At 60.3% G+C, this 21,481-nt stretch carries 16 protein-coding genes; 10 read left to right on the forward strand and 6 right to left on the reverse strand.

Features of this window, described 5'->3' with window-relative positions:
* Nucleotide 1: 1 nt before the first annotated feature.
* Entirely contained in the window at nt 2–2,116 is a 2,115-nt protein-coding gene (gene glyS, locus ACK83U_RS02410) for a glycine--tRNA ligase subunit beta (protein WP_112606054.1), read from the forward strand.
* A 14-nt stretch (nt 2,117–2,130) separates the two neighbouring features.
* Nucleotides 2,131–2,625, forward strand: a complete 495-nt coding sequence (locus tag ACK83U_RS02415; RefSeq protein ID WP_112335709.1) for a DUF523 domain-containing protein — start codon at nt 2,131–2,133, stop codon at nt 2,623–2,625.
* Between the two features lie 73 nt (nt 2,626–2,698).
* Here the strand turns inward: ACK83U_RS02415 and ACK83U_RS02420 are convergent, their stop codons facing one another.
* The 3 genes from ACK83U_RS02420 to purD form a co-directional block, all read right to left on the reverse strand.
* Nucleotides 2,699–4,516, reverse strand: coding sequence for a methyl-accepting chemotaxis protein (locus tag ACK83U_RS02420; protein ID WP_112335450.1), 1,818 nt, complete (start codon nt 4,514–4,516; stop codon nt 2,699–2,701).
* Nucleotides 4,517–4,880: 364 nt separating this feature from the next.
* Nucleotides 4,881–5,309, reverse strand: coding sequence for a plant virulence effector HPE1-like domain-containing protein (locus ACK83U_RS02425; protein ID WP_112335451.1), 429 nt, complete (start codon nt 5,307–5,309; stop codon nt 4,881–4,883).
* A 112-nt stretch (nt 5,310–5,421) separates the two neighbouring features.
* Nucleotides 5,422–6,690 (reverse strand): phosphoribosylamine--glycine ligase, encoded by a 1,269-nt coding sequence (gene purD, locus ACK83U_RS02430; RefSeq protein WP_112606051.1) that lies wholly within the window; start codon nt 6,688–6,690, stop codon nt 5,422–5,424.
* A 244-nt stretch (nt 6,691–6,934) separates the two neighbouring features.
* Between purD and ACK83U_RS02435 the strand changes: the two genes are divergently transcribed.
* Both ACK83U_RS02435 and ACK83U_RS02440 read left to right on the forward strand, forming a co-directional pair.
* Nucleotides 6,935–9,244 carry a Tex family protein gene (locus tag ACK83U_RS02435; protein ID WP_112606048.1) on the forward strand — a complete coding sequence of 770 codons (2,310 nt, stop codon included), beginning with the start codon at nt 6,935–6,937 and terminating at the stop codon, nt 9,242–9,244.
* Nucleotides 9,245–9,388: 144 nt separating this feature from the next.
* Nucleotides 9,389–10,648 (forward strand): SAM-dependent methyltransferase, encoded by a 1,260-nt coding sequence (locus ACK83U_RS02440; protein ID WP_112606045.1) that lies wholly within the window; start codon nt 9,389–9,391, stop codon nt 10,646–10,648.
* Nucleotides 10,649–10,834: 186 nt separating this feature from the next.
* Here ACK83U_RS02440 and ACK83U_RS02445 read toward each other — a convergent pair whose 3' ends face one another.
* Nucleotides 10,835–11,269 carry a hypothetical protein gene (locus ACK83U_RS02445; protein WP_112606042.1) on the reverse strand — a complete coding sequence of 145 codons (435 nt, stop codon included), beginning with the start codon at nt 11,267–11,269 and terminating at the stop codon, nt 10,835–10,837.
* A 296-nt stretch (nt 11,270–11,565) separates the two neighbouring features.
* Between ACK83U_RS02445 and ACK83U_RS02450 the strand changes: the two genes are divergently transcribed.
* Together ACK83U_RS02450 and ubiA are read left to right on the forward strand one after the other, a co-directional pair.
* Nucleotides 11,566–12,351: a MipA/OmpV family protein gene (locus ACK83U_RS02450; RefSeq protein ID WP_348648126.1), complete on the forward strand. Its 786-nt coding sequence runs from the start codon at nt 11,566–11,568 to the stop codon at nt 12,349–12,351.
* Between the two features lie 73 nt (nt 12,352–12,424).
* Nucleotides 12,425–13,387: a 4-hydroxybenzoate octaprenyltransferase gene (ubiA, locus tag ACK83U_RS02455; protein WP_112606036.1), complete on the forward strand. Its 963-nt coding sequence runs from the start codon at nt 12,425–12,427 to the stop codon at nt 13,385–13,387.
* Nucleotides 13,388–13,465: 78 nt separating this feature from the next.
* Here the strand turns inward: ubiA and ACK83U_RS02460 are convergent, their stop codons facing one another.
* Entirely contained in the window at nt 13,466–14,032 is a 567-nt protein-coding gene (locus ACK83U_RS02460) for a DUF6101 family protein (protein WP_015339003.1), read from the reverse strand.
* 318 nt (nt 14,033–14,350) lie between these two features.
* Here ACK83U_RS02460 and ACK83U_RS02465 point away from each other — a divergent pair, with 318 nt between their 5' ends.
* The 3 genes from ACK83U_RS02465 (at nt 14,351) to ACK83U_RS02475 (ending at nt 20,043) form a co-directional block, all read left to right on the forward strand.
* Nucleotides 14,351–16,867 (forward strand): DUF1217 domain-containing protein, encoded by a 2,517-nt coding sequence (locus ACK83U_RS02465; RefSeq protein WP_112606033.1) that lies wholly within the window; start codon nt 14,351–14,353, stop codon nt 16,865–16,867.
* Nucleotides 16,868–17,086: 219 nt separating this feature from the next.
* The gene (locus ACK83U_RS02470) at nt 17,087–17,692 is read left to right on the forward strand and encodes a hypothetical protein (RefSeq protein WP_412474779.1); all 606 of its coding nucleotides are present in this window, start codon (nt 17,087–17,089) and stop codon (nt 17,690–17,692) included.
* Nucleotides 17,656–20,043 carry a DNA translocase FtsK gene (locus tag ACK83U_RS02475; protein ID WP_412474880.1) on the forward strand — a complete coding sequence of 796 codons (2,388 nt, stop codon included), beginning with the start codon at nt 17,656–17,658 and terminating at the stop codon, nt 20,041–20,043. Before ACK83U_RS02470 ends, ACK83U_RS02475 begins: the two co-directional genes overlap by 37 nt.
* A 78-nt stretch (nt 20,044–20,121) precedes the next feature.
* Here ACK83U_RS02475 and ACK83U_RS02480 read toward each other — a convergent pair whose 3' ends face one another.
* Nucleotides 20,122–20,673, reverse strand: a complete 552-nt coding sequence (locus tag ACK83U_RS02480) for an MOSC domain-containing protein (protein WP_112606027.1) — start codon at nt 20,671–20,673, stop codon at nt 20,122–20,124.
* A gap of 72 nt (nt 20,674–20,745) precedes the next feature.
* On the opposite strand from ACK83U_RS02480, the gene phnF reads away from it, so the two are divergent.
* Entirely contained in the window at nt 20,746–21,480 is a 735-nt protein-coding gene (gene phnF, locus ACK83U_RS02485; protein WP_112606024.1) for a phosphonate metabolism transcriptional regulator PhnF, read from the forward strand.
* Nucleotide 21,481: the final 1 nt, after the last annotated feature.

The raw sequence follows: 21,481 nt of genomic DNA on the forward strand, positions 1-21,481 counted from the left end.
CATGCCCGATCTCCTTCTCGAACTCCGCTCCGAGGAAATTCCCGCCCGTATGCAGCGCAAGGCTGCCGGCGACCTGAAGAAGCTGGTGACCGATGCCCTGGTCGAAGCGGGTCTTTCCTATGAGGGGGCCAGGGAATATTGGACGCCGCGTCGCCTCACGCTCGATATTCGCGGTCTGACGGCGCGCTCGGCTGATGTGCGCGAGGAGCGCAAGGGTCCGCGCACCGATGCCAACGAGAAGGCGATCGAAGGTTTTCTGCGCGGCGCCGGTCTCTCCTCCATTGCCGAAGCCCAGGTGCAGAGCGACCCGAAGAAGGGCGATTTCTACGTTGCGATCATTTCCAAGCCCGGCCGTGCCGCGGAGGAAATCGTCGCTGCTGTGATGCCCGACATCATAAAAAATTTCCCCTGGCCGAAATCCATGCGCTGGGGCAAGGCCTCGGTGAAGCCCGGCTCGCTGCGTTGGGTGCGCCCGCTGCAGTCGATCGTCTGCACCTTCGGCACCGAGCATGAAGAGACTGTCGTCATCCCCTTCGAGATCGACGGCATCGTCGCCTCCAACGTGACTTACGGCCATCGCTTCCATGCCCCCGGCCCAATCGCGGTCAAGCGTTTCGAGGATTATGCCTCAAGCCTGGAAAAGGCCTATGTCGTTCTCGATGCCGAACGCCGCAAGGACATCATCCTGCATGATGCCCGCGATGTTGCTTTCGCCAATGGCCTCGAGCTGGTCGAAGACGAAGGTCTGCTGGAGGAAGTCTCCGGCCTTGTCGAGTGGCCGCAGGTGCTGATGGGCTCCTTCGAGGAGGATTATCTCTCGATCCCGTCGGAGATCATCCGCCTGACCATCAAGACCAACCAGAAGTGTTTCGTCACGCGCCCGCAGGCCGGCGAGACATTGTCCAACCGCTTCATTCTCGTCGCCAATATCCAGGCGACGGATGGCGGCAAGGAAATCATCCACGGCAACGGCAAGGTCGTGCGTGCCCGTCTGTCCGACGCGCTGCACTTCTGGAAGCGCGACCAGGGCGATCTGCCCGATCTCGAAACGCTGGAAGCCTCGGCTGCAAAATTCGGCCTCGATCTGAAGAAGCCGCTCGATCAGCGCATGGCCAAGCTCGACGCACTGAACGTCACCTTCCATGCCAAGCTTGGCAGCCAGGGCGAGCGCGTCGCCCGCATCCGCGCGCTGGCGGCTGACCTCGCCAAGATCACCGGCGCCGATGCCGCTCTGGTCGACCGTGCCGTGGTGCTCGCCAAGGCCGATCTGCGCACCGAAGCCGTCGGCGAATTCCCCGAGCTGCAGGGCGTCATGGGCCGCAAATACGCATCGCTGCAGGGCGAGAACGTCTCGGTCGCGACGGCGATCGAAGATCACTACAAGCCGCAAGGCCCGTCCGACCGCGTCCCCGAGGACAAGGTTGCGATCACCGTCGCGCTTGCCGACAAGCTGGATACGCTCGTCGGCTTCTGGGCGATCGACGAGAAGCCCACAGGCTCGAAGGACCCTTACGCGCTGCGCCGTGCCGCCCTCGGTGTCGTCCGCATCCTCCTAGAGCGCGGCGTACGCCTGCCGTTGCTTGCGACCACCAAGGATGCCGATCTGCTCGCCTTCTTCCATGACCGCCTCAAGGTCTATCTGCGCGATCTCGGCGCCCGCCATGACCTGATCGACGCGGTGCTGACGCCGGAGGCTGACGATCTGCTGATGGTCGCCCGCCGTGTCGAGGCGCTGACCGCCTTCATCACCTCCGAAGATGGCAAGAACCTGCTGGCAGGCACCAAGCGCGCCACACAGCTCCTGGCCGCCGAGGAGAAGAAGGGCACCGTCGTTGCCGATAGCGTTTCGGAAGCCCTGCTGAAGCTCGATGCGGAAAAGGATCTCTTCGCTGCCGTCAAGGCTGCCTCGGCTGAGGCTTCCGATGCGATCGCCAAGGAAGACTTCCGCTCGGCCATGTCAGCCCTTTCCAAGCTGCGCGCCCCCGTCGACCGCTTCTTCGAGGACGTGCTCGTCAATGACGAAGACGCCGCTATCCGCGCCAATCGTCTGGCGCTGCTGCGCCTGATCCGCGAAGCAACAGGCACTGTCGCCGACTTCTCGAAGATCGCGGGATAACACATGTGGGCGCGATGACCGGAAAGATCCTCGTCAGCGCTTGCCTCATGGGCCATGCCGTCCGCTATGACGGACGCTCCAAGCCTCTTGTCCATCCGGCGATCGATCGCTGGCGCGAGGAGGGGCTGTTGGTGACGATCTGCCCGGAAATGTCCGCCGGCATGACGGTTCCAAGACCGCCGGCCGAGATTGCTGGCGGTGCCACCGGCGAGGACGTGCTTGCCGGCACCGCAAGGGTGATGGAGATCACCGGCGGTGATGTCACGGCGGAATTTCGTCAGGCGGCGGAAAACGCGCTGGCGCTCGCAGAGCAAACAGGCTGCCGTTATGCTCTGCTCATCGATGGCAGCCCATCCTGTGGCTCTGGTTTCATTTACGACGGCACGTTTTCCGGTAGTCGGCAGAGTGGCCGAGGCGTCACGGCGGCGCTGCTGCAGCAGGCCGGTATCGAGGTCTATTCCGATCGCGAGATCGACAGGTTGGTCGAACGGCTGGCGGCGACCGACTGACACAACCATCATAGCCAAATAAAAAACCGCCGGACGCATGCCCGGCGGTTTTGTGTTTTCTGCCTTATGTGGCTCAGGCGGCCCGGCGACGATGATCCGCAGCCGGGTGGCCGTCGTTGACACGGAAGCCGCGGATGAGGGCGAGGAGATCTTCCGTGTCGGCCGCGAGCGTCTCGGCCGATGCCGTCGTCTCTTCGGCCATGGCGGCGTTCTGCTGCGTGGCGGCATCGAGCTGGTTCATCGAAGAGGAGATCGAGCGCAACGTCGTATCCTGCTCGGAGGCGCTGTGAGCGATCTTCGAGACGATTTCGTTGGCAGCCTTGATCTGACCGGAAATGCGCTTCAGCGCTTCGCCGGCCTCACCGACGAGGCGGACGCCCTGGTCGACTTGACCGGAGGAGCGGGCGATCTGGTCCTTGATCTCCTTAGCGGCTGCGGCGGAGCGCTGGGCGAGTTCACGCACTTCCTGGGCGACGACGGCAAAACCCTTGCCGGATTCGCCTGCTCGCGCTGCTTCGACGCCGGCATTGAGCGCCAGAAGGTTGGTCTGGAAGGCGATCTCGTCGATGACGCCGATAATCTTGCTGATCTCCGCCGAGGACTTCTCGATGCCGCTCATGGCTTCGATCGCCTGGGCAACCACGGCATCGCTGCGCGATGCTTCGGCGCTGACGGCATGAACGCGCTTGCTGGCCTCGCCGGCGCCTTCCGCAGTCTGGCGGACAGCGACGGTAAGTTCATCGAGCGCTGCCGAGGTTTCTTCCAGGCTGGCGGCCTGGCGCTCGGTGCGCTGCGACAGTTCGTTGGAGGCGCGACGGATCTCCTCCTTGCTGAGTCCGATGTCATTGCCCTTGGCGTTGACGCGGCCCATCGCGGCTTCGAGGTGCGACAGCGCCTCGTTGAAGTTGTTGCGAAGGCCGGCATAGCTGGCGCCGAGATCGCCGCACCGTATCGTCAGGTTCCCCTGGGCAAGGTCTTCAAGCGCCCGGCCGATGACCGAGACGACGCGCGCCTGTTCGTGGGCTTCGTCCTGCTGCTGGCGCAGGTTCTGTTCGCGCTCATTGCTGATTTCGAGTTCCTGTGCAGCCTGGCGGTCGGCCAGCACGTGGCGCTCGCGGATCTTTTCCTGCAGGGCCTGGGTCGCTTTCGCCATCAGGCCGATTTCGTTGCGCATCTCGGCATGCGGAATGGCCATCTTCACATCTTCGTCGGCCACGGCCTTCAGGGCTGCATGGACGTCGGTCAGCGGCTTCGTGATGCCGCGGATGAAGTAGAAGGCCGCGCCAATGCCGATCAGGAAGACGATGCCGCAAATCATAAGCGCACGCCACATAGTGGCGTTGATCTGCGCCTCGAGGTCATCCATGTAGACGCCGCACCCCAGGACGATCTGCCAAGGTGCGAAGGCGGCCGAATAGCTGCCCTTGAGGAAGAACTCGCTTTCGGAGCGACCCGGCTTGTTCCAGTAATAGATGGTGCGTCCGCCGCCCTTGATGCCCTTCTCGACCATTTCCTTGCTGAAATGGGTGCCGTTCTTGTCGACCTGCGAAGACATGTCCTTGCCGATATTGACCGGGCTCGGATGAATGCGCTGGATCACATTATAATCGAAACCGAAGAGATAGCCTGCCGGCGCGAAGCTCACATGCGACAGGACCTTGAAGGCTTCGGCCTGGGCTGCCTCATGGGTCATCTCGCCGGATTTTTCGCGCTGATAATACTGGTTCAGAACCGAGATGCCGGATTCGACCTGCGTGCGAAGCATGTCGAAACGGTCGCTATAGATAGAATCGGCCTGCGACCGGATCTGGAAATAGGTCGCCACGGCGAAGGCGGCCATCAGGACGCCAAGCAGGGCAAATAATTGATGCGCAATCTTGAGATTCTTCATAACGTCTCCCACAGGTAGCTGAATACCGGTGCGGTATCCTACCGCCTGTGCGATCGCCTGAGAGATACTCAATACGTTTGCCGCCGCTTAAATGACATGCTGCTGTCCGGTGGCAGTAAAATCGCTGTTTATGTCTAAGAAAGCTTTAATTGTAGGGATTTGGTTGTATTTAATTTGGAATTAAACCGGAGATGTGTGCGGGAATTGTAAGTAATACGAAATTTTACTTGGTTATGCCGTCGAGGAGACTTCGAGATTTCCGGCAATTATTTAGATTTATCGAATATTATGAGGATATATTCATAAGTTTGAATATAGTCAGCATTCCGCAAGCGGCCAAGCGTTACCAAGACGGCGGCGGGGCTTATTGGCGAAGCTGGAAGCCGGAGATATCGAGCGGCGCGGGTTCGCGAGTTGTGGATGAGTTCGGCAAGGCCGCCGTCCGAGCCGTGATGTCGATGCCGTCGACGGGCTCACCGGCGGCGGCAAGCGCTTCGGGCGTGGGCTTGCTGACGAAGTTAACGGGGGAGCCACCCATCCACGCTTCGGTGCGGACGACCTTTTTCTGTCCGTCGATATTGCGCACGACGACGGATTGCGTGCCGGGCTCCAGCGTCGGCACGGTGTATTCTCTTTCTGTGGCGGGAGGCTTCAGCGGAGGGCATTCGGCGCAGCTTTTGTTGATAATGCTGCCCCTGCCGCCGATCATCGTGCCGTCAATCGGCTGGATCGACGAGGCCATGGCGGAACCGCCGGCCAGTACGCACGCCAAGGTCACAAAGATGGAACGCATAACCAAGAACTCCGCCTATAGTGACGAAGACATTAGTGCGGCTTTATTTCCATCCCGTCAGGAGATTAGGTAAAAATTTAATGGACTTGCGATTGCAGAGCCGAAGTGATGTTTACTTTTCGCGCTCCACTGCACGCCAGCCGATATCATTGCGATAGAAGCCGTTGTCCCATTTCACTTCGCCGGCAAGGGCATAGGCCCGTTCTTTTGCTTCGCCTACAGTCTTGCCTGTTGCAGTGATGTTGAGGACTCGCCCACCCGTCGCAACGAGTGCGCCGTCCTTCAAGGCTGTGCCGGCATGAAACACTTTCTCGCCTTCGTCGTCGGCAGGCAGCGCCGCGATTGGTGTGTTCTTGGCGTAGGAGCCGGGATAGCCCTTCGAGGCCATGACGACGGTTAGCGCCGGATCCTCACTCCATTCTGCCGTCACCTGATCCAGCGTGCCGTTGGCGCAGGCATAGAGCATTGGCAGCAGGTCGCTTTTCAGGCGCATCATCAGCACCTGGCATTCCGGATCGCCGAAGCGGACATTGTATTCGATGAGTTCGGGACCCTTGGCGGTGATCATCAGCCCAGCGAAGAAGACACCGCTGAAAGGATGGCCGCTTTCCGCCATGCCGCGCATCGTCGGCTCGATGATCTCCTTCATGGTGCGCTCGACCAATTCGGGTGTCATCACGGGGGCAGGGGAATAGGCGCCCATGCCGCCGGTGTTCGGGCCGGTATCGCCGTCGCCGACGCGTTTGTGGTCTTGTGCGGTCGCAAGCGCCAGCGCATGTTTGCCGTCGCAAAGGCAGAAGAAGCTTGCCTCTTCGCCATCGAGATAGGCTTCGATCACCACCTCCGTGCCGGCCTCGCCGAATGCACCCTCGAAGCAATCGTCGATCGCGGCCAGCGCTTCGTCGATCGTCACCGCGACGGTGACGCCCTTACCCGCCGCAAGGCCGTCCGCCTTGACGACGATCGGCGCGCCTTGAGCGCGGACATAGGCTTTCGCCTTCGGTGCATTGTTGAAGCGCTGATAGGCGCCTGTGGGAATATTGTAACGGGCGCAGATATCCTTGGTGAAACCCTTGGACCCTTCGAGCTGGGCGGCGGCTGCAGAAGGGCCAAAAACAGCAATATCGGCGGCGCGTAGCGCATCGGCAATGCCGGCGACCAAGGGCGCTTCCGGGCCGACGACGACGAAGTCGATGGCCTTGTCCTTGCAGAAGGCGACAACAGCGTCATGGTTGTCGATATCGATCGGCGCAAGCGTCGCATGCTCAGCAATGCCGGGATTGCCGGGTGCGGCATAGAATTCCGTCATGACAGGCGATTGCGCCAGTTTCCAGGCCAGTGCGTGCTCGCGTCCGCCCGATCCGATCAACAGAACTCTCATGGCTTGCCCTTTCGTTGCGTCCTTTTGCGCGGTTAAGCGGGGATGAGCCAAAGGTCAAGCGGCAAATCCTGTGGAGCCCGGGCCGCTAACATTGCCATGCCTTTTTATCCCGTTAAAGCGGAGGCGGCTTCTGCCGCACGCCATCTCCCCGCCCGGATTGGCGTGTTCCGTGCCGAAACCGCTTCTTATGTCCGCGGGATCATGCTTATGGTCCCCTTTACGATTGTCCAGTTCAGAGAGACACATGTCCGCCGATATCCGTTCCCTTGCTGCTACCATCGCCGCCGAGATCAATGCCCGCCCGGATCAGGCCAAGGCCGCCATCGAGCTCTTGGACGAAGGTGCAACGGTGCCCTTCATCGCCCGCTACCGCAAGGAAGTGACCGGCGGCCTCGACGATACGCAGCTTCGTACTCTGTCGGAACGTCTGGTCTATCTGCGTGAGCTGGAAGCGCGCCGCGCCGCTATCATCGAATCCATCACCAGCCAGGGCAAGATGACCGACGAGCTGATGAGCAAGGTTGCAACCGTCGGCACCAAGGCTGAGCTGGAAGACCTTTATCTGCCCTACAAGCCGAAGCGCCGCACGCGCGCCGAAATTGCGAGGGAACGCGGCCTCGGCCCATTGGCCGACACGATCCTTGCGGATCGCTTCAAAGAGCCAGCAGTTCTCGCCGAAGGCTTTATCACGGCCGATGTGCCCGACGTGAAGACGGCGCTGGAAGGCGCGCGCGATATTATCGCCGAAGGCATTGCCGAAAATGCCGACCTGCTCGGCAAGCTGCGCAATTACATGAAGACCAACGCGACACTGAGGGCTGCAGTCGTCGACGGCAAGCAGGAAGCGGGCGCCAAGTTCTCGGATTATTTCGCGCATCAGGAGCGCTGGGCGACGGCTCCCGGTCATCGCGCGCTTGCCATGCTGCGCGGCTGGAACGAGGAAGTCCTGACACTGAATATCGAAATCGATGCCGACGCCGTCTCACCCAACAAGCCGGTCGAACGCATGATCACTGCGGCCTATGATATCGGCACCAGCCGACCCGGCGATCGCTGGCTGACGGAGGTCGCGAGTTGGACCTGGCGTGTGAAGCTCTCCATGTCTTTGTCGCTCGATCTGATGCGGGAACTGCGCGAACGCGCCGAAGAAGAAGCGATCCATGTTTTCGCCCGCAATCTGAAGGATCTGCTGCTGGCAGCGCCTGCGGGTTCGCGCGCCACCATGGGCCTCGATCCGGGCATCCGCACTGGCGTCAAGGTCGCGGTGGTGGACGGCACGGGCAAGCTGCTGGAAACGACGACCGTCTATCCCTTTCCGCCGAAGAACGATGTGCGTGGCACGCAGGCGACGCTGGCCGCACTTATCCGCAAGCACAAGGTCGAACTGATCGCGATCGGCAACGGCACAGGCAGCCGCGAAACCGAAAAGCTGGTGGCCGACATGCTGGCCGAACTGCCGGCGCCGAAGCCGACCAAGGTCATTGTTTCCGAAGCCGGCGCATCGGTCTATTCCGCGTCGGAAACGGCGGCGCTGGAATTCCCCGGGCTCGACGTCTCATTGCGCGGCGCCGTCTCCATCGCCCGCCGCCTGCAGGATCCGCTGGCCGAGCTGGTAAAGATCGAGCCGAAGTCGATCGGCGTCGGCCAGTACCAGCACGATGTCGACCAGCAGAAGCTGTCGCGCTCGCTGGATGCGGTGGTCGAGGATGCGGTGAACGCCGTCGGTGTCGATCTGAACACGGCGTCTGTGCCGCTGCTTGCCCGCGTCTCCGGTCTCGGGCCTTCTATTGCTGAGGCGATCGTTCGGCATCGTGATGGCGAAGGCGCCTTCGAGACGCGGCGCGATCTCCTGAAGGTCGCCCGTCTCGGCCAGCGCACCTTCGAGCAATGCGCCGGCTTCCTGCGAATTCCCAACGGCAAGGAGCCGCTGGACGCTTCCTCGGTACACCCGGAAGCCTATGGCGTCGCCAAGAAGATCGTAGCCGCCTGCGGCCGTGACCTGCGCACGCTGATGGGCGACACCGCGACGCTGAAGGCGGTCGACCCCCGTCAGTTCATCGACGACAAATTCGGCCTGCCGACCGTGCGCGACATCATCGCCGAACTGGAAAAGCCGGGCCGAGATCCGCGCCCGAGCTTCAAGACCGCGACCTTTGCGGAGGGGGTCAACGAGATCGGTGACCTCAAGCCGGGAATGCTGCTGGAAGGAACTGTCACCAACGTCGCCGCCTTCGGCGCCTTCGTCGATATTGGCGTCCATCAGGACGGTTTGGTGCATGTCTCGCAGCTGGCGGATCGCTTTATCAAGGATCCTCATGAGGTCGTGAAGGCCGGCGACGTCGTTAAGGTCAGGGTCGTGGAAGTCGACGCGAAGCGTAAGCGAATCGGCCTCTCCATGCGCAAAGATGGCAGCACTGTGGCAGCCCCGTCCGGGCGGGACACACGCGAACAGGGTGGTCCGCGCAGCGCTGGCGTTAAGGGAAATACCCCTCCGAAGGCCGAACAACAGGGTAGTTTTGGAGCAGCGTTGGCGGACGCACTCAAACGAAAATAATGGCTTAGCGGAACTTCGTGCAAGAATGTCACACTCTGGCAGCGTTGTTGTCAGAGTGCCAATGACTGTGGAAAGGTGCGCTTGCCACAATGCTGTGAGGCGTTAAAGTTGCCTTAATGTCATGTCATAACATTCGGGGCGTCCATGGCGTCGACACTCTTTTCTCTCGTCAAGAAAATCATCCGTAAAGGTTCACTCAGGCTTACGCTCGCATCCGGCGAGACCCATATGGTCGGCGACGGAACCGGAGAGACGGTGGCCGTCCGTTTTGCCGATCAGCAGGCTGAAGATGCGGTTGCCCGCGATCCGACGCTCAAGCTCGGCGAAATGTATATGGAGGGCCGCTTCATCCTCGAGCAGGGGGACATCTACGAGTTCCTGTCGCTGGTGAAGCAGAATACCACCAATGAGATCTTCGATTTCCGCATGGCGGCGCTGCTGCTCGGCCGCATAGCCTGGCAGCAGATCAAGAGCCGCTCGCCAATCAATCGCAACAAGCACAATGTTGCCCATCACTATGATCTGTCGGCGAAGCTCTTCGATCTCTTCCTCGATGAGGACTGGCAATATTCCTGCGCCTATTTCAATCCGCCGGGCATCAGCCTCTTCGAAGCGCAGGCCGCCAAGAAGCGCCATATCGCCGCCAAGCTGCTGGTCGAGCCTGGCCAGAAGGTATTGGAGATCGGCTCGGGCTGGGGCGGCATGGCCATGTATCTTGCCGAAGCCTATCCAGGCCTCGACGTGACCGGTATCACGTTGAGCGAAGAGCAGCTCAAGGTATCGCGCGAACGGGCAGCCAAGCGCGGCCTCTCCGATCGCGTGCGCTTCGAGCTGCAGGACTATCGCTACCTGACGGGCAAGACGTTCGACCGCATCGTCTCGGTCGGTATGTTCGAACATGTCGGCATCGGCGACTACGGCAAGTTCTTCCGTAAGGTTTCGGAGCTGTTAGATGACAACGGCGTCATGCTGCTGCACTCCATCGCCCGCCCGAAGCCGAGCTTTGCCACCAACGCCTTCATCGAAAAGTATATTTTCCCCGGCGGCTACATCCCCTCGATCGGCGAGACCACGCCGCCGCTGGAAAAGGCAGGTTTGCTCACCAGGGACGTCGAAACCCTGCCGATGCACTACGCCTATACGCTGAGGCATTGGCGCAACCGCTTCGTGGCGCGCAAGGCCGACGCCGTCGCTCTCTACGACGAGAAGTTCTTCCGCATGTGGGAGTTCTATCTGGCCGGTTCCGAAATGGGCTTCCGCTGGGACGAACTGTTCATTATGCAGCTCCAGATCACCAAGAACCAGTTCGCCGTGCCGGATAATCGCAATTACATCGCGGAGCGCGAGGCGAAACTGAAGGAATTCGAGGCATGGCGCGCGCCTTTGGAGAAGGTGACGTTCTGAGCCTAGAGCAATTCCAGGAAAAGTGCGCAGCAGTTTTCCGTCCGGAATTGCGTGAAAAAAAGGAAATAAAGCGGTTCAGGGATTCCGCGAAAAGCTGAACCGCTCTGATGCCGCCGTTTGACAGGGCCGGACAGTGGAAAGCCACGGTCCGGCCTTTCTATTCATGCCCGCACGTCGCTGCGGCCGCTATCTGCCAACATGGACGGTAAAGGTGCCGTCTTGCACCGTACCATCGGTATTCAGCCCCGTAAGGCGCAGGGTGAACTGGTCGGTGCCTGCAAAACCAGGGTTTGGCGTGTAGTAGACGATGTTGCCTTGGACCGTCTTGCCCGAGCATAGGTAGGCAGTACTGTCTTTCGAAAACTTCGCTGCGACCGGCCCGTGCTCGACGTCAACCTTGCCGTGGGCAGGCTGCTTGATGACGCCCGTATAGGGAAATCCTGCAAAGGTGCAGTCCTGTTTCACAAGCGAAGCAGTGGTCACCTTCGTCTTTTTGCCAGGCGCCGCTCTTCCCGAAAACTGGCTTTGCTTTGCTCCGCCGATCGGAGTGCCGACGCAGCCGGAAAGCGCCATGCCGGCAGTCAGGATCAGACCTAGGGAGATCAGGGATACGCTTTTCATTCGTTTCTCATCTTTTGAAATGGGGGGCTATGAGATGGCGGGCATTTGGCCATCGCGACCATTACCCGCGATTGAGTATCTATACAGAAATTAAATCAACGCGATAGGCTGCCACATGTCGAGCGGGGGGCCGGATTGGGGCAACCGGAATTTGATGTTCTGATCGAATTCGGCGTGTTGTGGTTAAGGGAGCGGTAACGCGATCAGCATAATTTGCAGCAACTCTTGGGTCGGACGGCCCTTTGTATTGCGTATCATGGAGTTTCGTTGTGTTTGCAAAGTTAAGGTTCCTTTTCATTGGTGGCCTCTCCGCCGTCGCTTATGCCGGCGCTGCCGAGGCGGGCGACGGCCAGCATTTGTGGTCGGGTGACTGGTACTTAAGCGTCGGTGCGGCCGGTTTCTCGGCACCGAAATTCGAAGGCGGCAAGCACAACAAGCTGCAATGGTCGCCGCTTGTGTCTATCGGCCGGCAAGGCCCAGGCCCGCGCTTTTCCTCGCGCAACGACAATCCCTCCTTTGCCCTGATCGAAAGCGACGCGTTTCGCATCGGCATCGTCGGCAAGTTCGTGCCGAGCCGGGACAGCAGCGATGGCCGCGAGCTGAAGGGATTGAAGAAGGTCAAGTGGGGTGTGGAAGCCGGCGGCTTTGCCGAAGCCTATCCTACGGACTGGTTGCGTGCTCGCGTCGAAGTTCGCCAGGGTATTCGTGCCCATAGCGGCATCGTCGCCGATGCCGCGGTCGATGCCTTTACCGACATCACGCCTGAGCTTCGCGCCTCCGCAGGTCCACGCGTGACACTCGCCAGCAGCGATTATTTCGACACCTATTACGGCGTCAATGCGCGCCAATCGGCTGCCTCCGGCCTCAGCGGATACAAGCCCGGCGGCGGCGTCAAATCCGTCGGCTTCGGCGGCGCACTGACCTGGAAGGCCTCGCAGAATTGGACCACCAGCACCTTCCTCGAATATACCCGGCTCACCGGCCCGGCCGCCGACAGCAGCCTCGTGCGCGAGCGCGGCGACCGCAACCAACTGCTGATCGGCGTTTCCGCCAGCTACAAGTTCAATTTCACCATGAACTGAGCAACGGGCGAGGTCATGTTTCTTTATGGCTCGCCGCTTGACCTCCGGTGCCGGATGTCACTACTACTCGCCTATGCAAAAGACAGGCGACATCAACGGGCGCGTCGCTGACGCGCCATCCGGCAACTGGGTCTACCGCGTTCTGCCCCCGACGCTCTGGCCTTACGCCCAGCTTGCACGCTGGGATAGGCCGATCGGCTGGCAGCTGCTGATGTGGCCATGCTTCTGGTCCGTGGCGCTTGCGGCCAATGCCTCCGTCGCCTCGGGGCAGGGCTCTCCCGGATTCGTGGTGATCTATCACCTCTTCCTCTATTTCGTCGGCGCCGTCGCAATGCGTGGCGCCGGCTGTGCCTATAATGACCTCGTCGACCACGAGATCGACATGTCCGTGGCGCGCACGCGCTCGCGCCCGCTGCCATCGGGCCGCGTAACGCGCCTGCAGGCCAAGGTATTCATCGCATTGCAGGCTCTGGTAGGCCTGCTGGTGCTGCTGCAGTTCAACTGGTTTGCCGTCGTGCTCGGTGTCCTGTCGCTCGGCATCGTCGCGCTCTATCCCTTTGCCAAGCGCTTCACGGACTGGCCGCAATTCTTCCTCGGCCTTGCCTTTTCCTGGGGCGCTCTGATGGGCTGGGCGGGTCTCTTCGGCAGCCTGTCGCTTGCCCCGATCGTGCTCTATCTCGCCGCCATCCTCTGGACCATCGGTTACGATACGATCTACGCGCATCAGGACAAGGAGGATGACGAGCTGATCGGTGTGCGCTCGACCGCCCGGCTTTTCGGCGATCAGACGCGCCTCTGGCTGGTCGGGCTCTATGGGGTGACGTTGCTCCTGATGCTGCTGTCCTTTGCGCTCGCGGGTACAAGCTGGCTGGCCTATATCGGTCTGATCGTCGCCGGCGGCATGTTCGCCTATCAGATCGCCGTGCTCGACATCAACGACGGTGCCCAATGCCTTGCGCTATTCAAATCTAATAACCGCGTCGGCTTGATCATCTTTGCCGGGCTCTTCCTGTCGTTCCTGCTTCTTGCTCCCTGAAAACGCAAAGATTTCGGCCGCGGGATTGGTTTCCCACGGCCGGTTTTTAGCGATATTCGGTTTTCGAGCCCTATCGGCTTAATGTCTGGCGATGATCTCGCGGCCCTGGATCTTCATCTTGATGCCAAGCTTGCCCGTCGTGCGGCGCACGAGGAAGCGGGGACGGCGGTTTGCGAAGTAGGAATGGCGGCGACGCGGCTGGCTGTCCTGCGAGCGGACGCCGCCGAGATGTTCTTCCAGCGGACGGGCAACGCCGTCGGCTTCGATCATCAGCATCGGAATACGGAAGGCTTCCGACCAGGAGCGCCAGTCGGCGGCGATATCGCTCAAGTCATGAGCGACGAGAAGGGGGATGCAGAGATCCGGATCGGAGTGATGCAGTTCCAGCGTGACGGTAACTTCGCCATCGCCATGGTCGATGGCGCGGGCTGCAACACCCTTGAATGCACGCTTGGGCAAGGCGACGGACAGCGGCAGACCGCTGGACGGCAGGATCTTGCGCAGCACGGCGCCGCGCTCATCGATCGTAATGGTGACGTCACCCTCGGCACCTCGCATGGCATAGCTGACCTGTTGCGGGAAGCGCGCCGGATCAAGCCGCAGTGTGGTTCCAGCCCAATCGGGCTTCAGGACGGTATTAGTCATCGATTTCTCTACCCTTGCTTTACCTGAGAGCCGGTTGTTCCGGTCTTCTCTCGGAGAACTTTTGTCCTCTCGTTGTTGGGCAGATTAGGCGCCGTCCCTTCCAGACAGCTTAAAAATCGAGGTTAAGAAAACTTTGCGTCCTCAAATGGTTAGCAAAGTTGAATGCATCAGGGTTTCCATAAGGTGAATACAGGGCAGGGTGGTGCATCAATATAGTGCACGCATTGGATGAGTGCCTGTAAGTCTCAGGTAAGGTTTATATGAAATAATGCCAGCTAGATTCGCCGCTTTTATTAGAGATCTATTGGGATTCTGCTGATGATTTCCACTTATCTTGGTTATACGATCGCAACCAGAGATATGACGACGTCGCTCAATCAGGTGGCGCAGCAGTCGCAAAACAAGCGTTCGATCGACTATTACAATGCCAATATCGGCAAAGTAAAAGACGTCGACAGCTTCCTGAATGACTATCAGTTATACAGTTATGCGATGGAAGCCTACGGGCTTTCCGACATGACCTATGCCAAGGCCTTTATGAAACAGGTCTTGACCAGCGACCTCAGCGACTCAAGCAGTTTCGCCAACAAGCTCACCGATCCGCGCTATAAGGAATTCGCTGCGGCGTTCAATTTCGGCACGAGCGCGACGGGCTCGACGAATACGGCACAAACCAGCACGCAGGAAGACGACCTCATCGGGCTTTACCAGCAGTCGTTTACGAATGAGGAGACGTCGGCGGCGACCGAAACGAGCTATTACAGCCAGAACATCAGCTCGGTAAAGACGGTCGATGATCTCCTAGGCAATACCCGCCTGCGCAATTACGTGCTGCAGGCCTACGGCGTCGATCCGACCTATGTATCGAATTCGGCTCTGAAGCAGATGCTGACGAGCGATCCCAGCGATCCGAACAGCTACGTCAATCAGAACGGCAGCGCCGCCGACAAGGCTCTGGTGGCGGAATTCAATTTCAATGCCGACGGCACGGTCAAGACATCGACGCCGGATGGAGACACGGCCTATTACGAGGCCAATATCGGCAGCGTTACCTCGGTCGATCAGCTGACGTCCAATCCGCAGCTGTTCCAGTACGTCAAGACGGCTTTCAATATCCCGTCCTACATCACCGCGGATCAGTTCAATGCATCGGCCAAGGATGCCGCTACCGCGAGTTCGAACGGGCTGACCGCCGTCATGGCCGAGTTCAATTTCCAGAGCGATGGCACCGTCGCATCCGGCTCGCAGGTGCAGACGTCCGGCCAGATAAGCGCCACCACGGCCGGCTATACCGCGAACTACCCGGGTGGGCCGCAGACGCTCAGCCAGCAGGCCGATGTGATGAGCGCCTATAATTTCACCGTGCCCTCGTTCGTTACGAGCGTCGGCGCGGCCGATAACGATCTCTATTACAAGAATCATATCGGCTCCATTACGTCGGTCGACCAGCTGACATCGGACACGCGTCTCTTCGATTACGTCAAGACGGCTTACGGCATCGATCCGACGACGCCCGCCGCCGTCTTCAAGAATGCCTTCGCCGATCCGACGACCGCTGCCATCTTCGGCCTGACTTACGCCGTCTCCCAGTTCAATTTCCAGTCGGACGGGACGCTTGCTTCCGGCCAAACGGCGCAGTCCCAAAGCGAGATCGACGCGGCCTCCAAGGCCTATATGAGCAACTACCAGTCGTCGCAGTCGAACCTGAATACGGATGCGGTCAACAACTATAAGAACCGCATCGCTGACGTGAAGACCATCAAGGATTTCTTTGCGAGCAATACCACCGACAGCAGTGCCGCCAATGACAGCGCGCCGGAGCTCTATCAGATGGCGCTGCGCGCCTACGGTATCGGCGAAAACGAAGTTACGAAGTCACAGCTGACCAGGATTCTCGAAAGCGACCCCTATGATCCGAAGAGCTACGTCAACTCGCTCAAGGATCCGCGGTTCACGGCCCTTGCCAAGGCCTTCAATTTCGACAGCAAAGGCAATCTGAAGGCACCGGTGCAGGCTCTGTCGCAAACGCAGATCAACAGCTATATCTCGCAATATTCCCGCCACAGCACGGCGGGGCTGTCGGGTGCCGAACTGACCAAGGCCAACAACGACGCCAAGACAGCTGCTACTTATTTCGCCACCAACATCGTCAAGGTGACCGGCGTCACGGATCTGCTCGCCGACAGCAAACTTACGAATTTCATCCTGACGGCTAACGGTATCGATCCGAAGACGGTCGATACGGCGACGCTGAAGAAAGCTTTTGCCTCCGATCCGTCCGATGCGAAGAGCTTCATCAACACGGCTGACGGTGCCAAGTTCAAGAGTATCGTCGAGGCGTTCAATTTCGGCACCGACGGAAACCTGACCGACAGCAAGCTCGGCACGGCGCAAAACCAGGGCGCGCTTTCAGCGACCAATGATCTCTTCCTGCATCAGACGCTGGAAGATCAGCAAGGTGACAGCAATCCCGGCGTGCGCCTTGCGCTTTATTTCCAGCGCAAGGCGCCTGATATCAATTCGATCTACGACATCATGGGTGATGCCGCCCTTTATGAGGTCGTTACGACCACCTTCAATCTGCCGAGCTCGATCTCCAACATGGACGTCGATACCCAGGCCAAGATGCTCGGCAATTTCATCAATGTGAGCGACCTGCACGATCCCGAAAAGCTCAATCAATTGCTGCAGCGATTCTCGGCCATGTACGACCTGCAGAACAATACGACCTCCTCGACATCCCCTGCGCTTTCGATTCTGACGAGTTCCTCCCCGGGCGTGGGTATCAGTGCCGACACGCTGCTTTCCATCGCGCAGCTGTCCTCATCGCGCTAACGGGTCCGACAAAAAATTTAACCTGTCTCATTGCCGCACTTCCGTGCGGCTGAGCTGCGTCATGCCCTTGTTTCCACAGAGATTTCGAGAATATTTTGACATGTTTTCCGGGTGCGGAATGGCTGCTTTCCACAAGCGCAGGAAGGAACTTATTAACCATCCTTGCCCTATTCGATTTGAGAAGCCAACGGCAATATCAATGACTGGGTTGCAGGTCTCATGCGTCTTTCCCGAACGACACTTTCCAATGCCTCGCAAGGCGTCCAGCCGGAGGGCGATCTCGACCCGGAGCAGGCGGCCGAAGAGGCGCGCCGCGCCGAGCAGATCGCGGCTCGCCGCGCGTTTCTGGAAGAGAAGATCCGCAACGCCCGCGAAGCCAAGCGCAAGGCTGAAGAGCAGCGTCACGCCGAGGAAAAGCGCCTTGCCGAAGAGGTGAGGAAGCGCACCGCCGCGGCCCCGCCGCCTGTTGTGGAGGCGCTTCAGGCTGCCGCCGTTACGAGCGAACAGGAAATGCCGATTCTGCCGCAGGGAATCTCCGCGGAAGATCTCGCATCGCCCGGCTGGCAGAATGCCTTCCTGATGGGGCCGAACGTGCGCTTCACCCGCACCCGTGAAAATGAAATTATCAGCCGCCGTCCGCCTGTCGAGCCGAAGGCTGAGATCCGGCGCAGGCTTCCGCGCACGCCGCGATGCGGGTCATGGAGCCGCCCGCCGTCGAGGCCCCGATCGCCGCCGTCATTCAGCAGCCGATGCAATCATCAGAGTTCCATCTGCCAGCGCTCGAAGACATGCCGCTGGTGGTGGAAGGCTATATTCCGACAGTAATTCAGAATTCCCCGGCAACCGAGCCGGACGCATTGGAGATGACCGTTATCGCTACCGCATTCTCGAAAGCTCCTGCGATCGCGCTGGATGCTTCCCCTGTTCAGTCAAGTGTTACCGAGTCCCTAGCCGCGCCTGTGGTCGAGTCGCGTCTTGCCCATCTTTCCGATTTCGCTTTCTGGGATGCGATGCCGTTCGATGGCGAATTCGTCTCCGCCCTCAAGGGCGAGCCGAAGCAGCCGGCGACGCCCAAGCCGGAAGTCGATGCCGAATCGATCATCGCCAAGTTCCGCGTCGTCGAGTGCCGCCGCCCGGCTGCCACCGTCGAGCCGCAGCCCGTTGTCGTGCAGCCTCCGGCAGTCGAGATCGCAGCTCACGTCGAAACCGCTTGCAGACCGTCAGTGATAGATATCAGCACGCCGGCCATGGACGAGCTTGCCGCGCTTGAGGCTGCCGTTCTGGCCCCCGTCGTCGAGGCGGCCCCCGTCATCGTCGAAGCACCTGCTGCCGAGCCGCAGACCGTGGTGGCGCCAGCCGAAACATTCGTGCCGCCGGCTTTCGTAACCGCCGTCTATGGTGCCGACGCCGAAATCCGGCCCGCACCTGTCATGGTCGTGGCGCCGATGCCGACGAAGGCCACCGCGCCGGCTGCTGCCCAACCGGTCGCCAAGGCTGCGCCGGCGATCCCCGCGGTCGAAGCCGCGGCGCAGCGCCTGATTGACGCACCGCCATCGCGGATCTCGCCGCGCCGGCCTGCATCGCTGACGCCGCCCGAATGGCGGCCAATCGCCCGCTCCGCTGACGGCGAATACGAGCTGCCGCCGCGCGAACTGCTACAGGAACCTGCCGTTCGTTCCGGCGTGATCATGACGCAGGAAACGCTGGAGCAGAATGCCGGCCTTCTGGAAAGCGTGCTGGAGGACTTCGGCGTCAAGGGCGAGATCATCCATGTCCGGCCCGGCCCGGTTGTCACGCTCTATGAGTTCGAGCCGGCACCCGGCGTCAAATCCTCGCGCGTCATCAACTTGGCAGACGATATCGCCCGTTCGATGTCGGCTCTTTCGGCGCGCGTCGCCGTCGTACCCGGGCGCAACGTCATCGGCATCGAACTGCCGAACGTCAACCGCGAGACTGTCTATTTCCGCGAAATGATCGATTCGCCCGATTTCGAGAAGAGCGGCTACAAGCTGGCGCTCGGTCTCGGCAAGACGATCGGCGGCGAACCCGTTATCGCGGAACTCGCCAAGATGCCGCATCTGCTCGTCGCTGGTACGACCGGTTCGGGCAAGTCGGTCGCGATCAACACCATGATCCTGTCGCTGCTCTACCGCATGACCCCGGAACAGTGCCGCCTGATCATGGTCGATCCGAAGATGCTGGAACTCTCTGTCTATGACGGTATCCCGCACCTCCTGACCCCTGTCGTGACCGATCCGAAGAAGGCCGTTATGGCGCTGAAATGGGCGGTGCGCGAAATGGAGGATCGCTACAAGAAGATGTCGCGCCTCGGCGTTCGCAACATCGACGGCTATAACAGCCGCGTTGCCTCCGCCAAGGAAAAGGGCGAGACGATCCATGTCATGGTCCAGACCGGCTTCGACAAGGGCACCGGTGCCCCGATCGAAGAGCAACAGGAAATGGACCTGACTCCGATGCCCTATATCGTCGTCATCGTCGACGAAATGGCCGATCTGATGATGGTCGCCGGCAAGGAGATCGAAGGTGCGATCCAGCGTCTGGCGCAGATGGCGCGTGCCGCTGGTATCCACCTGATCATGGCGACGCAGCGTCCGTCCGTCGATGTCATCACCGGGACGATCAAGGCGAACTTCCCGACCCGCATCTCCTTCCAGGTGACCTCGAAGATCGACAGCCGCACCATCCTCGGCGAGCAGGGTGCCGAACAGCTGCTCGGCCAGGGCGACATGCTGCATATGGCCGGTGGCGGCCGCATCTCCCGCGTTCACGGCCCCTTCGTGTCCGACGAGGAAGTCGAAAAGGTCGTCGCTCACTTGAAGCTGCAGGGCCGCCCTGAATATCTCGACACGGTCACCGCCGACGAGGACGAAGAAGACGAGGAAGAGGATACGGCCGTCTTCGACAAGGGCGCGATTGCCTCGGAAGACGGCGACGATCTCTACGAGCAGGCGATCAAGGTGGTCATGCGCGACAAGAAGTGCTCGACCTCCTATATCCAGCGCCGCCTTGGCATCGGCTACAACCGCGCTGCCTCGCTCGTCGAGCGCATGGAAAAAGACGGCTTGGTCGGCCCCGCCAACCATGTCGGCAAACGCGAGATCATCTCCGGTAACCGCAATGGCGGTGGCAATTCGGGTCAGGACGATTTCGATTGATCGGGCACGCCGCAAAGCCGGCGCGACATGGGAACCAGGGTATGAGGCGGCTTTCCAATGGAGGCCGCCTCTTTTTTATCAAACACGCTCAAGCTTGACATGCGGCAGCGGCGGCAACTCGACGTGAATGGCGTCATCTCGCTGTACGCGGCCGCCCTGCACGACAATGCTCATGATGCCCGCCTTGCGGACCAACTCGCCATCGGCATCCTTGTCGAGCACTGCATACAGCAGGCCCTTCTGAAAATTATCGATCTGCTTGCAGGGATTGCGCAAGCCCGTCACCTCGACGATCGCTTCCGCGCCGATATGCAGGCGTGTGCCTTGCGGCAGGGAAAGAAGGTCGATCCCTCGGGTCGCGATATTCTCACCCATGTCGCCCGGAGCGACCGAAAATCCCTTTTCGGCAAGCTCGTCGAAGAGCTCTTCATGGATGATGTGCACCTGACGCAGATTGGGCTGGGTCGGATCGACCGCGACGCGCGAGCGATGCTTCACCGTCACCCCCATATGCGCATCGCCTTCGACGCCAAGCCCTTTCAGCAGTTGAATATGATCCTTGGGCTGCTTGCTGAACTCGTGCACGCAGCTGCTGCTGATCGTTGTCACATATATGCGCTTGTCGCCCATGCCGAACCCTTCCATAAACGATCTGGATCTTTATAAATTGGTATATGCCAATTTCAAGGCGACAGATTTGTGATGGAAGAGAAAAATCGAAAGGCCGAAGGTGTAAAAACTGCTGGAGGCTGGGCGACTGTCGCCGCAGAGCTGCGAAACGCCATCGATGCGGGCAGACATGCGCCTGGCAGCCGCCTGCCGAGCGAGCGGGCCTTGTCCGAACAATTCGGCGTTTCCAGGGTGACGATGCGGCGCGCGATTGCGCAGCTTGAAGGGGAGGGCTTGCTACGGATTGCGCGCGGAAGCGGCGCCTATGTCCGCGCCGACATGCCCGTCCGGTTCCAGCTGGGCGACAAGGTACGGTTTAGTAAGGATCTGACCGCGACGGATGCGAACCTCACGCGCAAGGTTTTTTCGGCCAGGGAAGTTCCGGCAAGCGTCGATATAGCTGCAAGGCTCAATCTCGAGCCGGGCGTGGCTGTGCTGGACATGTGCGTGATCGCCTATGCCGACGCGCTTCCCGTATCCGTCGTCATGCGCAGCTGCTCGGCTGAGCGTTTTCCCGGCCTGACGGAGAAGTTCGCCGCAACGAGCTCATTCACAGCGGCGTTGAAGGAGTATGGCGTGGCCGACTATTGGCGCCGCTCCACTGACATCACGGCGCGCATGCCGACGGAGACCGAAGCGCGCCTGCTACAGCAATCGCGGCTGACGCCGGTACTTGCCTATGCTGGCGAGGACATCGATGCCGATGGCACGGTCATTTCCTGCCAGATCGGCTGCTTCGCTTCCGAGCGGGTCGTCGTCACGGTCTAAA

It is taken from the genome of Rhizobium sp. WW22 (assembly GCF_047041135.1).
Classification (GTDB): domain Bacteria; phylum Pseudomonadota; class Alphaproteobacteria; order Rhizobiales; family Rhizobiaceae; genus Rhizobium.